This window comes from Arsukibacterium sp. UBA3155, from assembly GCA_002364615.1.
Lineage (GTDB): Bacteria > Pseudomonadota > Gammaproteobacteria > Enterobacterales > Alteromonadaceae > Alishewanella.
Genome location: DEYP01000010.1, coordinates 19,241 through 36,848, shown reverse-complemented (window position 1 = coordinate 36,848; position 17,608 = coordinate 19,241). Strand labels below are relative to the sequence as shown.

At 50.7% G+C, this 17,608-nt stretch carries 11 protein-coding genes and 1 tRNA gene; 9 read left to right on the top strand and 3 right to left on the bottom strand.

Annotated features, from left to right (window positions below; all coding sequences use genetic code 11):
* Positions 1-25 precede the first annotated feature (25 nt).
* From B2X65_RS03015 to B2X65_RS02990, 6 genes are read left to right on the top strand one after another with little or no spacing between them, the layout of a single operon-like run.
* Positions 26-598, top strand: coding sequence for a Maf family protein (locus B2X65_RS03015; protein WP_290610577.1), 573 nt, complete (start codon positions 26-28; stop codon positions 596-598).
* Positions 595-2,061 carry a ribonuclease G gene (gene rng, locus B2X65_RS03010; RefSeq protein ID WP_290610576.1) on the top strand — a complete coding sequence of 489 codons (1,467 nt, stop codon included), beginning with the start codon at positions 595-597 and terminating at the stop codon, positions 2,059-2,061. The genes B2X65_RS03015 and rng overlap by 4 nt, the downstream gene beginning before the upstream one ends.
* Positions 2,061-5,972, top strand: a complete 3,912-nt coding sequence (locus B2X65_RS03005; protein ID WP_290610575.1) for a YhdP family protein — start codon at positions 2,061-2,063, stop codon at positions 5,970-5,972. Before rng ends, B2X65_RS03005 begins: the two co-directional genes overlap by 1 nt.
* Positions 5,962-6,795, top strand: a complete 834-nt coding sequence (locus tag B2X65_RS03000) for a carbon-nitrogen hydrolase family protein (RefSeq protein WP_290610573.1) — start codon at positions 5,962-5,964, stop codon at positions 6,793-6,795. The genes B2X65_RS03005 and B2X65_RS03000 overlap by 11 nt, the downstream gene beginning before the upstream one ends.
* Positions 6,795-8,234, top strand: coding sequence for a metalloprotease TldD (tldD, locus tag B2X65_RS02995; RefSeq protein ID WP_290610571.1), 1,440 nt, complete (start codon positions 6,795-6,797; stop codon positions 8,232-8,234). The genes B2X65_RS03000 and tldD overlap by 1 nt, the downstream gene beginning before the upstream one ends.
* 3 nt (positions 8,235-8,237) lie before the next feature.
* Positions 8,238-9,260, top strand: coding sequence for a branched-chain amino acid aminotransferase (locus B2X65_RS02990; RefSeq protein WP_290610605.1), 1,023 nt, complete (start codon positions 8,238-8,240; stop codon positions 9,258-9,260).
* A gap of 69 nt (positions 9,261-9,329) precedes the next feature.
* On the opposite strand, the gene yjgA is transcribed toward B2X65_RS02990, so the two are convergent.
* Complete coding sequence (gene yjgA / locus B2X65_RS02985) at positions 9,330-9,869, bottom strand: ribosome biogenesis factor YjgA (protein ID WP_290610569.1); 540 nt, start codon at positions 9,867-9,869, stop codon at positions 9,330-9,332.
* A gap of 118 nt (positions 9,870-9,987) precedes the next feature.
* On the opposite strand from yjgA, the gene pmbA reads away from it, so the two are divergent.
* Positions 9,988-11,334 carry a metalloprotease PmbA gene (gene pmbA / locus B2X65_RS02980; protein ID WP_290610567.1) on the top strand — a complete coding sequence of 449 codons (1,347 nt, stop codon included), beginning with the start codon at positions 9,988-9,990 and terminating at the stop codon, positions 11,332-11,334.
* Between the two features lie 106 nt (positions 11,335-11,440).
* Here the strand turns inward: pmbA and B2X65_RS02975 are convergent, their stop codons facing one another.
* The gene (locus B2X65_RS02975) at positions 11,441-13,609 is read right to left on the bottom strand and encodes a M3 family metallopeptidase (protein ID WP_290610565.1); all 2,169 of its coding nucleotides are present in this window, start codon (positions 13,607-13,609) and stop codon (positions 11,441-11,443) included.
* 177 nt (positions 13,610-13,786) lie between these two features.
* Entirely contained in the window at positions 13,787-15,697 is a 1,911-nt protein-coding gene (locus B2X65_RS02970; RefSeq protein ID WP_290610563.1) for an ATP-binding protein, read from the bottom strand.
* A gap of 160 nt (positions 15,698-15,857) precedes the next feature.
* Here B2X65_RS02970 and B2X65_RS02965 point away from each other — a divergent pair.
* Both B2X65_RS02965 and B2X65_RS02960 read left to right on the top strand, forming a co-directional pair.
* Positions 15,858-15,934 (top strand) — tRNA-Arg (locus B2X65_RS02965).
* 760 nt (positions 15,935-16,694) lie between these two features.
* Positions 16,695-17,573 (top strand): NAD(P)-dependent oxidoreductase, encoded by an 879-nt coding sequence (locus B2X65_RS02960; protein WP_290610561.1) that lies wholly within the window; start codon positions 16,695-16,697, stop codon positions 17,571-17,573.
* Positions 17,574-17,608: the final 35 nt, after the last annotated feature.

Here is a 17,608-nt window from a genome sequence, read left to right as displayed (position 1 = left end):
TCAATACCATTAAGACCCTTAAAACATGTATCCAGAAATCGCTCTTGCATCAGCTTCGCCCCGGCGTCGTGAACTACTGCAGCAAATCGCCGTACCGTTTTCTCTGGTAAAAGTGGATGTTGATGAAAGCCTGCACGGCAATGAAAGCCCGCAGCATTACGTTTCCAGACTTGCTTACGCTAAGGCTATGGCCGGCGCGTTGCAACTGCAGTTTGCGCTGCCGGTATTGGGTGCCGATACCATCGTGGTTGTCGATCAGCATATATTGGGTAAGCCGGTTGATCAGGCAGATTTTACCCGGATGATGCAACTGCTGTCAGGGCGTTGTCATCAGGTTATGACGGCAGTGGCGCTGGTAGGAAAGAACAACAGCAGTGACTGCTTGGTCAGTACTGAGGTGTGTTTCCGCCAGCTGAGCGCTGCTGATGTTGCTGCTTACTGGCAAACCGGTGAGCCCTGTGACAAAGCCGGTGGCTATGGTATCCAGGGCCAGGGCGGTCGTTTTGTCCGCCACATAAGTGGCAGTTACAGTGCCGTTGTGGGGTTACCCTTATGCGAAACCGATCTTTTATTACGTAACTGGCAGGAGCAGGCATGAGTGCAGAACTACTGTTAAACGTTACGCCCACTGAAACCCGGGTGGCACTGATTGAAAATGGTGTGCTGCAGGAATTGCACATTGAACGTCAGGCAAAACTGGGCCTGGTAGGTAATATTTACGTTGGTAAAGTGAGCCGGGTGTTGCCTGGCATGCAGGCTGCATTTGTCGATATAGGCCTGGATAAAGCTGCTTTTTTACATGCCTCTGACATTGTCCAGCATAATGAGAGTACCGAGCAGGACAGCAAGCCGGCGGTGAGTAAAGATATCAGGGTGTTAGTGCGGGAAGGTCAGCATTTACTGGTACAGGTAGTAAAAGATCCTCTGGGTACCAAAGGCGCCCGCTTAACCACCGATATTACGCTGCCATCCCGTTATCTGGTGTTTATGCCCGACTCCAATCATGTTGGTGTCTCCCAGCGCTTAGAAACAGAAGAGGAGCGTAAACGCTTAAAAGATATTGTCAGTGATTGCCTGGATGACAGTGGCGGTTTTATTGTTCGCACTGCGGCAGAAGGCGCCGGGGCTGAAGAACTGGTGCAGGACGCCAGGTTTTTGAAGAAACTCTGGAGTAAAATTGTTAAGCGTAAGCAAAAAACCCGCAAAGAGGGCGTGGTTTATGAAGACCTTACCCTTTGTTACCGGATATTACGAGATTTTGTTGGCAGTGAACTGGAACGGGTACGCATAGACTCTAAAATTACCTACCAGCAACTTACCGCTTTTTGTGAAGAGTTTATGCCGCATATTTCGCCGCTGCTGGAATATTACCCCGGAGAGCGACCTATTTTCGATATGTTCGATGTCGAAAATGAAATTCAGCGGGCACTGGAACGAAAGGTCCCCCTGAAAAGCGGCGGTTATCTGATCATTGATCAAACCGAAGCGATGACCACGATTGACGTTAACACCGGTGCTTTTGTTGGCCATCGTAATCTGGAAGAGACTATATTTAATACCAACACCGAAGCAACGCAGGCTATAGCCCGCCAGCTAAGATTACGAAACCTTGGCGGTATTATTATTATCGATTTTATTGATATGCAAAGTACCGAGCATCAACGCCGTGTCTACCATAGTCTGGAGTTGGCACTGGCCCGTGACCGGGCAAAAACTAACATTCATGGGTTTTCAGCTTTGGGTCTGGTAGAGATGACCCGTAAACGCACCCGTGAAAGCCTGGAACATATTTTATGCTCAGAATGTCCGGTATGTAAGGGTCGTGGCACATTGAAAACGGTCGAAACCGTATGTTTTGAAATTTTGCGGGAAATCGTCCGGGTTAACCGGGCCTATGCGGCAGATAAATTTGCCGTGTACGTATCGCCGGTAGTGAAAGATGCTCTAACCACCGACGAATTTCATAGCCTGGCAGAACTACAGGTATTTATTGGCAAACAAATCACCATTTATGGTGAGCCCATGTACACCCAGGAGCAATTTGATGTGGTGATGATGTAGTGCAAAAAGCAACGAGGGTCTGCTTTTATTGTTTACATAAAATCTGGCTATTGCTGGCCATAGGCCTGGTGCTGCTTGCTACTTTAGTATCCGTGTTGCGCTTAGCCCTGCCTTATGCCGATAGTTACAAACATCATCTGGAAAACTTGCTGGCCAGCCAGCTTGGAACCTCAGTTCAGATAGCGGAAATTAGCGCCGGCTGGCAAAAACTTGGCCCGGCCATGGTGCTGAACGAAATGCAATTAGGCAATTCGCAACAGGAATTGCAGCTGCAGATAAAGCAAACCCGGGTTCGTTTTAATTTCTGGCAAAGTTTGCGCAGCATGCAGCTTCGGGCTGAGCATTTTGAACTCAGCGGTCTTCGTTATGCGGTGCCAAGCAGTAAATTGCTGAGCCGTCCTCAGGGTAATCAGCCATTGGATACCGCCCCGGCAATAACAGCGCTGGAGCACTTGTTTTTTCGGCAACTTAATCATTTTACTCTGCTGGACAGTGAACTCATCTTAACGGCCACCGGCAGCGACGATATTGTTATCTCGGTAGATAAGCTGGACTGGCGGAATGAGGGTGAACACCATCAGGGTATAGGACAGCTGGCCGTTGCGGATATTACCGGCAATACCTTGTCGTTTATTATCGATTTGTACGGGCCGAGTTTAGATAAAGCATTTGGCCAGATATTTCTGGAAAGTCGCGAACTGGATATTTTACCCTGGTTTAAGCAAGCATTGCCCGAAGCTGGCCGGCTGGATCAGGCGGATATCAATTTTCAGGCATGGGGACGGGTTGATGACGGCGATTTGCAGCGCTTCCAGATTGAACTGGCTGATAACAGCTTAAGCTGGCAACATGACGGCCAGCCTAAGCTGTTAAAATTGGGTCCGGGCCAGTTATTATGGCACCCGACAACAGATGGCTGGTCCTTGTACTCTGGCTCGTTAGCGTTGTCTGACGGTCAGACTCAGTGGCCAGATCTTAACATACAGCTGCATCGGCAGGCCGCCGGTTGGCATGGTCAGCTACAACAATTAAAGCTTGATGCGCTCGCCCCACTGAGTCAGCTACTCAGTGAAGAGGTACCGCAACTCGCTCGCCTGACAACCACTGAACTTCTTGGTGAGTTACGTTTTGCCCAGTGGCAGTTTCAAGGTCATGACAACTGGCAATTACAAGGTCAGCTAAGTAATTTAAGTAAAATAAACAGTACAGACTTGCCCGGTGTCAGCGCGCTGGATGGCACATTCTGGGCCAGCCCTGGTGCTGCTGGTATCACGCTTCGCGGCCAACAAAATGAATTACGCTGGGACACCATGTTCAGTGCCCCCATTAGCTACCAACAGCTGGAGCTGGAGCTGCTGGCCCGGCAAAGTCGTGATGGGATCTGGCAAATTCAAGTTCCTTCATTGCAGCTGCAATCAGCTGATTTCAGCCTGAACGCCGCAATGCAATGGCGCCTGGCAGAGCAGCCAGAGCTAAGTTTGTTTGCTGCAGTGACCGACGCCAGTGCAGCAGATATTGGCCGGTACTTGCCGCTGCGTTACATGCCTGAGCAGGTAAGAGATTACTTAACCGAAGCGATTGTTGATGGTCAGGTAAGCCAGGCAAACGTATTATGGCAAGGTACGCCAGCCCTGTATCCTTTTGCTGAAGGTCAGGGGGTGTTTCAGGTTGGCGCAGAGGTCAGTGATGCCAGTTTTGTATTTAACCCAGAGTGGCCAGCACTTGAGCAGTTAAGTAGCCATTTATGGTTTGAAAATGCGGCTATGCAAATAAGCAGCGACAAAGCGACTATCGGCGGCGTTACTTTGCAGGGCCGGGTGCAGGCGACTATCCCTGATTTACTCGATGCTGAATTTCTTAATATTGAAATTGATAGTGCGATGCAGTTAAGCGAAGCGACCGGGCTGATCAATGCCTCGCCGCTGGCCGCTAATTTAGGCAAGGTATTACAACAGCTAGCTCCAAGCGGTCCGGCCCAGGCTAACATTGAACTTCAGCTGGGGTTACGTGAGCCAACGGTGCAGGCAAGCGGAAATTTGGCTTTGCAAAAAATCAGTCTGGATTTAACAGCACCTCAGCTTGCCGTACGCCAGTTAAGCGGGCTGGTAAAATTTAACGATGCCCAGGTGACTGCACAAGGGCTGACGTTCCAGTGGCGGGAGCTGCCAGTTACAGCCACAATTGATGGTCAGCAGCAGGGTGACAACTATCTGTTTACGCTAAATGCGGATGCCAGAAACGCCAGCAGTAAGGTAGTCCAGGCGTTGTGGCCCGCTGCCACTACACTGGCCAGCGGTGTACTGGACTGGCAACTGGCATTAGCTTTAGATCTGCAGCAAGATAATTTCAGCTACCGCTCAGAGCTTAACGCCGACCTGACAAAAACCGGGTTAGCACTACCCGAACCCTATAAAAAGGCCGCCGCCAGTGCCGCTAAGCTTACCGTAAATGCACAGGGTGACAGTCAACAGGGGCTGCTGTCGGCAAATTATGCAGACAATCTCTACTTTACCGCTGAACTGGACCACAGGGCGGCCCGGGTGGCGCGTGCTAATTTAAGCCTTGGCCAGCTGAATGCGGGTATTAATGGTCCGGATTTCACCATTGATATTGAGCTTGAACGTGCACAATTGCTGCCCTGGCAACAACTGTTGACGGAGCAGCTGTTAAGTGCAGAACAGGACCAAAACGGGGTAATGCCAGCGTTAAGCCGGGTGCGCGGCAGCATTGCCTATTTGAGGCTGGTAGCGGGTACCGCCCTGCAAAACACCGTATTTGAGCTGGAACCTGGCCAGGATGCCTGGCAGTTAAGGCTGCATGGCACTGAAATCGCCAGCCGCTGGTCTTTCAGTCATGACTGGCAACAACAAGGATTGCAGGTAGAGATGGATTATCTGCATTTACCGTTGCCGGCTCCAATACGACCGGACACCGGCGAAGATGAGGCGGTTGACGCCAGCACCGATCTGGCAAGCGCCAGTCGTATCAAAACAGAGGAGATCCTGCCGCAGCTGCAAGACAGTTTACTCAGCATGGTGCCATTGACCTTAAAGTGTAAAGACTGCTCTGTCGGTAACTATCGGTTCGGTCAGCTGGAGATGGCGGCAGCGGGTCAGGGAGATCACTGGCAACTGTCGACATTTAACAGTCGCTACAAAAAAAATGAACTGGTCATGCAGGGCCGCTGGGTGCCGGATCAGCAGTTGGGGGTAACGACGCTAAGCGGCCGGTTTCAAAGTGCAAATCTTGGGCAGCTGTTAAATGAATTTCAACTGACTACCGGTATCAGTGGTAGCCGGGCTGAGATGAACTTTAACCTGAACTGGCCTGCTGCACCAAACCAGTTTGACCTTGCCAGCCTGAACGGTCAGGTGCAATTCAACCTTGGCGAAGGTGCCCTGACGGAGGTCAGTGATCAGGGTGCCAGGCTGTTTTCCATTTTCAGCCTTGACTCACTGGTGCGTAAACTTCGCCTGGATTTTCGCGATGTGTTCTCAAAAGGATTTTTCTACAACAAAATGTCGGGCGAGCTGGCTATCCATAAAGGGGTGGTACAAACCAGCGATACCACCATCGATGGCGTACCTGGTAACCTGGCCATTCAGGGCTACGCCGATTTGGTGAGCAATAAACTGGATTATCAAATGTCTTTTTCGCCCAAAGTCACCTCCAGTTTGCCGGTAATTATTGCCTGGATGGTAAACCCGGCGACCGGACTGGCTGCACTAGCGCTGGATGAAGTATTTCAATCGGCCGAAGTGATCTCGCGTATAAACTTCACCGTTACCGGTACCCTTGCTAAGCCGGTCGTTACCGAAGTAAATCGACACAGCACTGAAGTGCCGGTTCCGGTAAGGATTGCTAAACCTGAACCCGCACCCGACGCAGAGGAGCAACCCCGTGGCGACTAACTGGCGTTTATCAGCAATACAGCTTACCAGTGTGCCGGATCCGGCTGTTAACCTGGCAGCAGTAAAGCACTACCTGCAACAGTTACCAACAGCACAGCAGCATCTGGTGCTGTTGCCCGAATGCTTTGCGGTGTTCGGTGGCAGCGATAAACTGCAGCTGGCACATCAGGCCCCTATTGGCGAGGGCTTTATTCAGCAGTATTGCCAGCAACTGGCCTGTGAGTTTGGGGTCTATCTGGTGGCTGGCAGCCAGCCCACCGCCACGAATGATCCGCAACGTTTCGCAGCTTCCTCTCTGGTTTACAGCCCCACAGGGCAGCTATTGGCGGATTATCAGAAACTGCATATGTTTGATGTCAGTGTGGCTGACAACACCGGCAGTTACCGGGAATCGGCAACCACCTTAGCCGGCGAAAAGATAAGTTTATGCCAACTGCCTGATCTGAAACTGGGGCTGAGTATATGTTATGATGTGCGCTTTGCAGGCTTGATGCAGGCATTAGCCGCTAGCGGCATGCAGGTACTAACCGTGCCATCGGCTTTTACCAGGCTAACCGGCGCAGCGCACTGGCATACGTTATTAAAAGCCCGGGCTATTGAAAACCAATGTTTTGTGCTGGCGGCGAACCAGACCGGCGTTCATGCTAATGGCCGCGAAACCTATGGCCACAGCCTGATTATCGACCCTTGGGGCGAAGTCCTGGCTGACGCCGGTACGGGGCCTGGTTGGGTGTCAGCCCAGATTGATATCAGCCAATGCCAGCAACTTGGCCAGAAAATGCCGGTACACCAGCATAATCGTTTTAACAGTGAGCTTAAATAATGAATGCAGTTGAACAGAATTTAATTACCGCTTCCGATCTTAGCATGACAGATTTAGAGCACACCCTTGGCTATTTATTTGGTCATCAGCTCGATTATGCTGATCTGTATTTTCAATCCAGTGTGCATGAATCCTGGGTGCTGGAAGACGGCCTGGTAAAAGACGGCTCGTTCAATATTGAACGCGGGGTTGGCGTACGCGCCATCAGTGGTGAGAAAACCGGTTTTGCTTATGCCGATACCATTAGTGCCGCTGCCCTGCAGCAGGCTGCCGGTGCAGCAAGGGGTATTGCCAGCCATGGCCAGCAGGGCCGGGTAAAGGCGTTTAGTAAAAGCGGTAACAGTAATATTTACTTGCCGTGCGAGCCACTGCAAAGCCTTAGCAATACCGAAAAAGTTGCGCTGCTTAATCAGATCGAAGCCTTTATTCGCACTCTCGACCACCGGGCCGAGCAGGTTATGGTCAGTTTGTCCGGCGTTTACGAAGAAGTATTAGTCGCCGCCAGTGATGGTACCTTTGCTACTGACATCCGGCCGCTGGTGCGGCTGAACTGTTCGGTACTACTGGAGCAGGATGGCCGGCGTGAGCGGGGCAGCGCCGGCGGTGGTGGCCGAACCGATTATTTGTATTTTACTGAGCCGCTAAACGGACAACCGCGCTGGCAACAATATGCCCGCGATGCGGTGCGCATGGCGCAGGTTAACCTAACGGCAATTGACGCCCCGGCGGGCACTATGCCGGTAGTACTGGGTTCAGGTTGGCCGGGCGTGCTGTTGCACGAAGCGGTAGGACATGGCCTTGAAGGCGATTTCAACCGTAAAGGTTCTTCTAATTTCAGCGGTAAAATTGGCCAGCAGGTAGCTTCAAAACTTTGCACTATTGTTGATGACGGTACCCTGGCGCATCGGCGAGGCTCACTTAATGTCGACGATGAGGGGGTGCCAAGTCAGCACAACGTCTTGATCGAAAAAGGCATTCTTAAAGGCTATATCCAGGATAAACATAATGCGATGCTGATGGGCGTAGACCCAACCGGTAATGGCCGGCGTGAATCATTCGCCCATTTACCGATGCCACGCATGACTAACACCTACATGCTGGCTGGTGAGCATGACCCGGCAGAGATTATCGCCAGTGTTAAGAAAGGCATTTATGCGCCTAACTTTGGCGGTGGTCAGGTAGATATTACCTCGGGCAAATTTGTGTTTTCAGCTTCCGAAGCCTATTTAATTGAAGATGGTAAAATAACCAGCCCGATAAAAGGCGCAACCTTAATTGGTAATGGCCCTGCCGCGATGCAGCAAGTGTCGATGGTGGGTAACGATCTGGCACTGGATACCGGTGTGGGCGTGTGTGGCAAGCAGGGACAGAGCGTTCCGGTAGGGGTTGGTCAGCCAACCTTAAAACTGGATGCAATGACCGTTGGCGGCACCCAATAACTTATAAAAGACAAACAACAGGAAACAACAATGGCTGCATTTGGTAGTGTTTTTATGCCACAAATGGCATTAACCCGTTTTGAGCAGGGCGCCTGGAGCACCCCGCAAATTGTCGCTGCAGACAGTATCAGCCTGCACCCGGGCGCTCATGTGCTGCACTATGCCAGCACCTGTTTTGAAGGCTTAAAAGCGTTTAAACACAGTGATGGCTCAATCAATTTATTCCGGATGGAAAAAAACGTTGCCCGTTTAATTCAGAGCAGCAAATTATTATCGCTACCGCAGCCAGACGCGGCTACCTTAAGCCAGATGATTATTGATATTGTCAGCCAGTATGCCGGCGACGTACCAGAGCCACCGGGCTCTATGTATATCCGGCCTACCCATATTGGCACCGAGGCCGCCATTGGTAAGGCTGCAGCGCCCACGGCCAGCTCCATGTTGTATGTTTTATTATCGCCGGTAGGTGATTATTTTGCCGGTGGTAGCAAGCCGCTACGCTTATTATTAGAGCAAAATGGCGCCCGCTGTGCTGCCCACATGGGCATGGTTAAAAGTGGTGGCAACTATGCCAGTGCACTGCAACCCATTTTAAAAGCCCGCGCCAGCGTCCAGGCCGATCAGGTATTGTTTTGCCCGGGCGGTGATGTACAGGAAACCGGCGCCGCCAATTTTATGCTGATTGACGGCAATGAAATTATCACCAAAGCGCTTGATAGCAGCTTCTTACACGGCGTAACCCGGGATTCCGTGTTAACCCTGGCCCGCGATATGGGCATGACAGTATCAGAGCGCGAGCTTAGCGTTAGCGAGCTGCTGGAGCGTGCCGCCAAGCCAGGTGCTGAAGCGGCACTATCTGGTACCGCAGCCGTTTTAACGCCGGTTGGCACCCTGATTGCCGATGGCATGGAACATAAAGTAGGCAGCGGCGAAGCCGGTCCAGCCACTTTGAAACTGCGCCAGGCCTTAAATGATATTCAGTGGGGCCGCGCTGAAGATAAACATGGCTGGTTAACTCGTATTTAAGTGTTATTAAACGACAGATATTAAAAAGCCAGCATATTGCTGGCTTTGTTTTTTGCGTGGTCAGCGCAATTAATTAGCGTCGTTTTCCATAATAACCGGCCGGATCAGCTGAAACAGCTCGCGAAAGGCTTTTGGCGGCTGCTCCTTTTCCTGTTCCTTTTTAGCCTGACGGATCAACAAACGCAGCTGCTGCACTTCAATAGCCGGGTAGGCGGCAATAAAGTCGGTTAAGGCATCGTCGTTGTTCAGTAGCTTTTCCCGCCACTTTTCCACTTTATGAAACTGCTTATCAGCTGCCTGTTTTGTATTACGCATTACCGCCAGCGCCTGCTCTATTGGCTCGATATCACGGGTACGCATTAAACGGCCAATAAACTGAATATGCCGACGCAGTGCTTCGCGTTTTTTGGCCAGTTTGTCGGCCAGCTGCAGTGCGTCAACTAACTCTTCGTCCAGCGGCACTTTAGCGCGAGAGGCCGGGCTTAGCGCCACCAGTTCCTCACCTAAAGCTTGCAAGGCGAGCATGTCACGTTTTATCTGGCTTTTGCTGATATGGTCTGGTTGTTCCAGCCATTTGCTGTCGCCGTACTTAAATTCGGTTTCGGTCATGGTGCTTCTTCATTAGCAAATTTTGGGTAAGTATATCACTAAAGTGTGGGGTGCTGGCAGCAGCCGTTAACAGTATATGGTAAGCTTGGCACAAATAGAGCGATCAGCAAGAGTGAATATGCAAGCAACAGAACAAAACGTCTGGCAGGAAATAGCCGAAGTTAAAGATGCCGTGGCTGCCGTACTGGCCCGCGCCAAAGCGTTGGGTGCCAGCAGTGCCGAAGCATCAATGAGCCGTACCCGCGGTTTAAGTGTGGAAACACGCCATGGCGAAGTAGAAACGGTAGAATTTAATCAGGATGGCGGCCTGGGTATCAGTTTATATTTTGGCCAGCGCAAAGGCTCAGCCTCTACTGCAGATTTAAGCCCGCAGGCGCTGGAACGTGCCGTCGCGGCTGCTGCCGATATTGCCCGTTATACTTCAGAAGACCCGCATACCGGGGTGGCTGAAGCCGGTTGGCTGGAGTACAGCCCACCAGATTTAGATTTATTTTATCCGGATAGTATCAGTACAGAGCTGGCGATCAGCTTGTGCGCTGGCGCAGAAGAAGCGGCCTTTGCCACCGATAAGCGGATCACCAACTCTGAAGGGGCGTCATTCTCGTCGCACCAGGGGTTAAAAGTGTATGGTAACAGCCATGGCCAGTTAGTGGGCTACCCCAGCTCGCGCCATAGCTTCAGTTGCGTGGTCATTGGCGAGCAGGACGATGAAATGCAGCGTGACTACAGTTTTACGGTGGCACGCCAATACAGTAAATTACTCGATCCCAAACAAATTGGCCGTGAGTCTGCACTGGAAACGGTAGCCCGTTTAGGTGCGCGCCAGGTATCCACTCAGAAGGTGCCGGTTATTTTCCGTGCCGATATTGCCAGCAGCTTGTTTGGTCATTTGGTATCCGCTATAAGTGGTGGCAGTATTTACCGCAAGTCCAGTTTTTTACTGGATAAAGTGGGTAAACAGGTAATGTCATCCGCGGTAACCGTGCAGGAAAAACCGCATTTAGCGCAGGCCTTAGCGTCCAGCCCGTTTGATGCCGAAGGGGTAAAAACCCGCGATTTAGCTGTTATCGACAATGGCGTGTTAAATACCTACCTTACCACCAGCTATTCGGCCCGCAAGCTGGGTATGGCCAGTACCGGCCATGCCGGGGGTATTCACAACTGGCTAATTAGCCACGGTAACGATGATTTAGCCGCACTTTGCCGGCAAATGGGCAAAGGCCTGCTGGTCACTGAACTGATGGGCCAGGGGGTGAATACCGTAACGGGTGACTATTCCCGCGGCGCCAGTGGTTTTTGGGTTGAACACGGTGAAATTCAGTTTCCGGTAGCTGAAGTGACTATTGCCGGTAACCTGGCCGATATGTTTATGAATATCGCCGCCGTGGGCAATGATGTTGACCGCCGTGGTGGCGTACTGACCGGCTCGGTGTTGATCAGTCAAATGCAGCTTGCCGGCGCCTAACCTGCGCTGATATTACACGCATATTAAAAAAGCCCCGCAGCTTAACATCAAGCAGCGGGGCTTTTTTTTCGGGTAAACCACAGTGGTTTACCCTTTGGTCTGCTGTTTAGTCTACTTTGGTTTTCAAACCACGACGAATTAACAGCGCATCCGTAGTAGGTTCCTGGCCGCGGAAGGCTTTATACGATTCCATGGTAGGGCGTGAGTTACCGACTTCCAGAATGTTCTTGCGGTAATTATCGCCATTTTCGCGGGTTAAACCACCACGTGACTGCACATAGGCGAAGGCATCTGCTGCCAGAATCTCACTCCACATATAGGCATAGTAACCGGCTGAATAGCCGCCACCCATTGAATGAGAGAAGAAAGGTGACTTATAACGCGGGGGGACCGCCGGTAAGTCAACGCCGTGCTTTTTCAGGGCTGCAGCTTCAAACGCCACCACATCTTGCAGGGGTTCGTCGGCTGACAGCGAGTGCCATTCCATGTCCAGTAAGGCAGCAGACATATATTCTAAGGTGTCATAGCCCTGGTTAAAGCTGCGTGAGCGCAGTACTTTATCCAGCAATTCTTTTGGAATTGGCTCGCCGGTTTCATAGTGTTTGGCATAATTACCCAATACTTCAGGGTGCTGGGCCCAGTCTTCCTCAAAGGTAGACGGGAACTCAACAAAGTCACGCGATACAGAGGTACCGGCTAACGTCGGGTATTTCACGTCAGAGAACATACCATGAATACCATGGCCCAATTCGTGGAAAATAGTGGTGGTATGGTCATAGCTTATTAACGTTGGGCTACCTTCAGGCGCTTTAGGAATGTTCATGACATTCACGACTACCGGCTTGGTACCCAGCAAGTTTGACTGGCCGACAAACGAGCTCATCCAGGCGCCACCACGTTTACCTTCACGGGCAAAGTAGTCAGCATAGAAAATAGCCAGGCTGGAGCCGTCAGCGTCAAACACTTCATACGCTTTAACGTCCGGGTGGTATACCGGTAAATCCGGACGGGGTTCAAACCGAATACCGTAAAAACGATTCAGGGTATAGAATACGCCGTCTTCCAGTACCCGGTTAAATTCAAAGTACTGTTTAACTTCGTTTTCGTCTAAATCGTATTTAGCCTGGCGCACCAGTTCGGCATAATATTCCCAGTCCCAGGGCTGGGCGTCGAAATCGCCACCTTGCTGTTTGATCATGGCGTTGATGTCAGCCAGCTCTTTTTTAGTATTTTCTACCACTGCCGGCACCATACTACCAAGCATATCGAACACCGCTTCGGGTGTTTTAGCCATTTGTGCTTCCAGGCCATAACTGGCCCAGTTAGCATAACCCAGTAATTTGGCGCGGGTTGCGCGCAGTTGCGCTAATCGGCTGACGATAGGGGTAGTATCAAATTCGCCGCTCTGGCCACGATAAGCTGACGCTTCCCACACCCGCTTACGTAATTCGCGGTTATCAAGCTGGCTTAACACCGGCTGACGGGTGGTATTGGTAATGCTTAGCAGGTATTTATCTTCATGGCCTGCTGCTTTTGCTGCAGCAGCAGCTGCTGTGATCTGAGCGTCGGTTAACCCGGCCAGCTGTTCTTTACTGTCAACTACCACGGCGATATTCTTGGTTTCAGCTAACAGATTTTGCGAAAACTTGGTGGTCAGGTTTGAATGCTCTTCATTCAGTGCCCGAATGGCGGTTTTCTGATCTTCAGTCAGCTCGGCACCTGCCCGCACAAAGCGGTCGTAGTAGACTTCAGCCAGGCGCACGCTTTCCGGATCCAGCTTCAGCTCATTGCGATTGTTATAAATGGCTTTAACCCGCGCGAACAGCGCAGGATTTAAGCTAATGTTGTCAGAATGGGCTGCCATTTTTGGTGCCAGTTCTGACTGAATTTTCCGACGCTGTTCGTTACTGTCAGTACCGGTAAGGTTATAAAATACCCGAGATACCCGGTTTAACATCTCACCACTTTTTTCAAGGGCAACCAGGGTATTGTCAAAGGTAGGTTCAGCCGGATTATTGGCAATAGCTTCTACCTCAGCCATGTGCTGTTTCATGCCTTCTTCAAAAGCGGGCAGAAAGTGATCATCATTAAAGGCACTAAAGTCCGGAGCCTGATATTGCAGGCTGCTTTGCTGGAAAAATGGGTTGCTGCTGGTCACTTCGGTATTCTCAACGGCTGAGGGAGTGGATGCTACCTGGGTTGGGGCCGTATTGTCTGAGCAGGCGCTCAGCGCGAAAATGGCACCCATCGCAGTAGCGAGTAGAGTTTTGCGCATTATTATGTCTCCTTGGAATATGTGCGGCTAAGGCCGCTAGTCATTATTATCAGCGGCACACGTGCGGGTGCGCTGTAGCAGATGCAGTATGTCAAAAGTGACAATAGAATGCCGTGTTTTGCAGCCAGTGGTAAGCAAATTAAGACAAACTCCGGTCAGCGGCAACTTTTAAGCCGATCAGGCCCCGGCTGCCGGTAACTCGAAATAAAAACAGCTACCCTGGGCCACGCGCTGATAGCCAATTTTGCCGTCCATCTGCTCTATTATTGCTTTGCTGATTGCTAAACCGAGGCCTGTGCCGGCATGCCGGCGACTCGCGTGGTTTTCTGCCTGAGCAAACCGCTGAAATAGATGGGGTAAAAATTCTGCGCTGATCCCCTTGCCCTGATCAATAACGCTGACCCGGATCATCTTGTCATGCTCGGTAAGCTTAATTTCAACCACACTGTCATCTGGCGAGAACTTGACTGCATTAGACAGCAAGTTCAGACATACCTGACTTAAACGACCTTTGTCAGCGATAACTAGGTAAGCTTTTTCACTATCCTGGCTGATCAACAGGCGCTGCTTATGTTGCATTGCAGTGATCTGGGTAATATTTTGCTCCAGCAAAGGTACCAGTGCTACCTGAGAGAGAGTAAAGCGCATTTTTCCGCTGGCCAGGCGCTCAGTATCCAGTAAATCGTTAATCAGCTGGTTTAGCTGGCCACAGCTGCTGTGTGCCATACTCAGCATTTTCTGGGCCGAGGGGTTCAAGTCACCCAGTGCACCGCCGGTAGCCAGGCTAAGGGCACCATTTATAGCGGTAAGTGGTGTTCGCAATTCATGGCTTACCGTTGCAACAAAGTCATTTTTCAGTTTTTCAATTCGTTTACGTTCTGTAATATCCCGTATCAGTAATAACTGGTGTTGTTGTTTACCCTGAACCAGCCTGCTGCGGCTTAACGACAGTTCAAACTGGCTGCTGTCATGACGCAGTCCCTGGCCTTCAAACTCTTGTTCAGGTACTGATGTTGCACTGTAAATCTCGTCAATATTCTGGGGGGTAGCCAGCAGCATCGACCAGTGTAAGCCTTTCAGGCTGCCCCTGGGGTAGCCATACAACTGAAAACAAGACAAGTTGGCATCCTCTATAATGCCGTCATCGCTGGTAACAACGATGGCATCGCGCACATTGTCCATTACTGCCCGCAGATAACTCTCGCTATGGCTCAGCTCAGTTGCCGTATGCCGTAATTGTTGGCGCGAATAAAACAGCCAGGCTAGCAACATCAGCAAGCAAAGAGTAGCAGCGAACAGACTCATGCGTAATAACGCACTCCGGTTTAGCACCGGGCCGCTGGCTCTGATGGCCATTTGCCAGTCTGCGCCGCGGATCGCCAGATTCAGTAACAGGCTGTCGTCATAAAATAAATCTGGCTCACCAAAAAAAGTGTTGCCATAGTCGTCCTTGCCAGGCACTTTAGCCCTGAGTGCTATAGTGACATTTTGCGCTGCTGCGTTATCAGCCAGCAAAGACCAGATAGTTTCTATATTAATAACAGTGCGTAAAATGCCCCAATAGGTATCGTCGGGAATAAAGATTGGCAGCCGGTAAATAAAAGCCTGGCCGCCCTGGACCAGTCGCACCGGACCAACCAGCCGCGCCTGTTTGCTACGTATAATTTCCTCCACTGCCGGCCACTGGTCGGGCAAATCCGGGTAATATAAATTGATGGCGCGCTCATTACCGACCAGCGGATAAATATATTGCAGCCGGTTGCCCGGCGCTACGCCAATATTACGGATATGCTTCGCCTGGTGCACCAGACCAGGCAGCAGAATATCCAGCTCATCTTGATCTATTTCACCGCCGCTCGCTTTGATATAAGAGGCCAGGCCAACGGTTAAATAAAGCGGGATATTCAGTTCAGATTCGAGCATGGCTTTCAGCTGACCCGCACTGGCTACTTCATGGCGCAATTGCTGGCTACGGGTAAGCTGTTGTTCGTGTTTAACTAAAATTTCCGTGGCCAGCAAAGCCACACCAGCCAATACCGCCAGCAACAACCAGTGCCAGTAGCGCAGCGCGCTAAAAAAACCAACCATTAAAAAGGTCCTTCAACCACAATTAAGCTACTCTAGCTTTTCAAGGGCAGCGGCGCAATCACCGGCGTAAAAACTGTTTGCCTAAAAAACGCACTGCCAGGCAATAGACTTACAGCAAAAGGCTGTCTATAATGCGCGCTCGCACCAATGTGCGAAGGTTGCACCCGTAGCTCAGCTGGATAGAGCGCTGCCCTCCGGAGGCAGAGGTCCCGCGTTCGAATCGCGGCGGGTGCACCAAAACATCAAAACCACCTTAGGGTGGTTTTTGTGTTTTAGGCACTTTGCCCGATGAGAGCGCGTTGTTCGACAAAAACGTCGGGAACGTTTTTGAACAGCTCCGCTGGCCCGTCAGGGCGAGGGCAGGACAGCCCGAGTAATCCTCTCGGGTGCACCAAAACATCAAAACCACCTCAGGGTGGTTTTTGTGTTTTTAGGCACTTTGCCCAAAGAGAGCGCGTTAAAATGACTGCGCCATGCACTAATAAACACGCAAAAATATGCGTTAAGTGATCATCAAGTGGTTACCAAGCTTGTCTAGTTTTATTACCAATATCTGGTTTAGTTATTACCAAAGGGCTAATTCTAGCTGCATTGTTTAGTTTCGGTTGTTACTTTACTCCCTGTCTTAGGAATTAAAGCAATATATCTCAACTTCCCTTTATAACTGCGGGTTGGCGGGGATGTATACGCTTTTCTGCACTAGCCAAATATTGATTACTCTACCTTCATTCCAATCCGGTTTACCTTTGGTAAGCTATCTTTGAGCTGTGCATTCTTATTTTTACCAACATATTGGTTGACAAATTGGCAAGAAGTAATTAGCTTTATTGTCGTGCCGGGTGGTAAGTTTGTGGTTTTAGTCTAGCAATATGCGGCCAGGCCTTATCCGGTTCTACAACAGCATTTACGAGTTGCAACAATGCAACAACACATGGCTATGTAATGTACAAAAGTGTCTTCGCACCATTGTCAGTGCAGCAAAAAATAGGGGTGAACAATGTCAAAACCAGCGATCGGCTTCATCGGCCTCGGCCTTATGGGCGGCAATATGGTCGAAAATTTACAGAAGAAAGGCTATCAGCTGACTGTAATGGATCTTAACAAAGACGCTGTTGCAGCCTGTGTTGCCAGAGGGGCATCCACTGCAAGCTCGGCAAAGGAGCTGGCAGCATCTGTCGATATCGTCATGCTCTGTCTGACTACCTCTGCTATTGTTGAAAAAGTGGTTTACGGTGAAGAAGGTATTCTCGCTGGTATCAAAGCAGGGGCGGTACTGGTGGACTTCGGTACCTCTATTCCAGCGTCAACGCACAAAATCGGTGCTGACCTGGCTAAGAAAGGCGCCGCTATGATTGACGCCCCGCTGGGCCGTACTCCGGCCCATGCCAAGGACGGATTACTGAATATTATGGCTGCCGGTGATCGGGAGACATTCAACAAAGTGAAACCCGTGTTGCAAGATCAAGGTGAAAACGTGTTTTATCTGGGCGGGTTGGGTGCTGGACACACGACGAAGCTTATCAACAACTTCGTTGGTATGACGACCGTTTGCGCTATGTCTCAGGCCTTTGCCATCGCTGATCGTGCCGGTGTTGATCGGCAACAACTGTTCGACATTATGTCTACCGGACCTTCCAGTTCGCCTTTTATGAAGTTCTGTAAGCACTATGCCGTGGACAATGTCAGCGACCTCGGGTTCTCACTGGCCAATGCGAACAAAGACCTGGGCTATTTTCTGAAAATGGTGGAAGACCTTGGCAGCGAGTCGAAGATTGCTAAGGGATCATCTGCTGATTTGCAAGCCGCATTCGATGCCGGCATGGGAAACGGCAACGTGCCGGAGATCTTCGATTATTACCGGACGCTTGGCAAATAGAGCGGTTAGCGAAGAGTCGATTGTGGCTTCGGTGC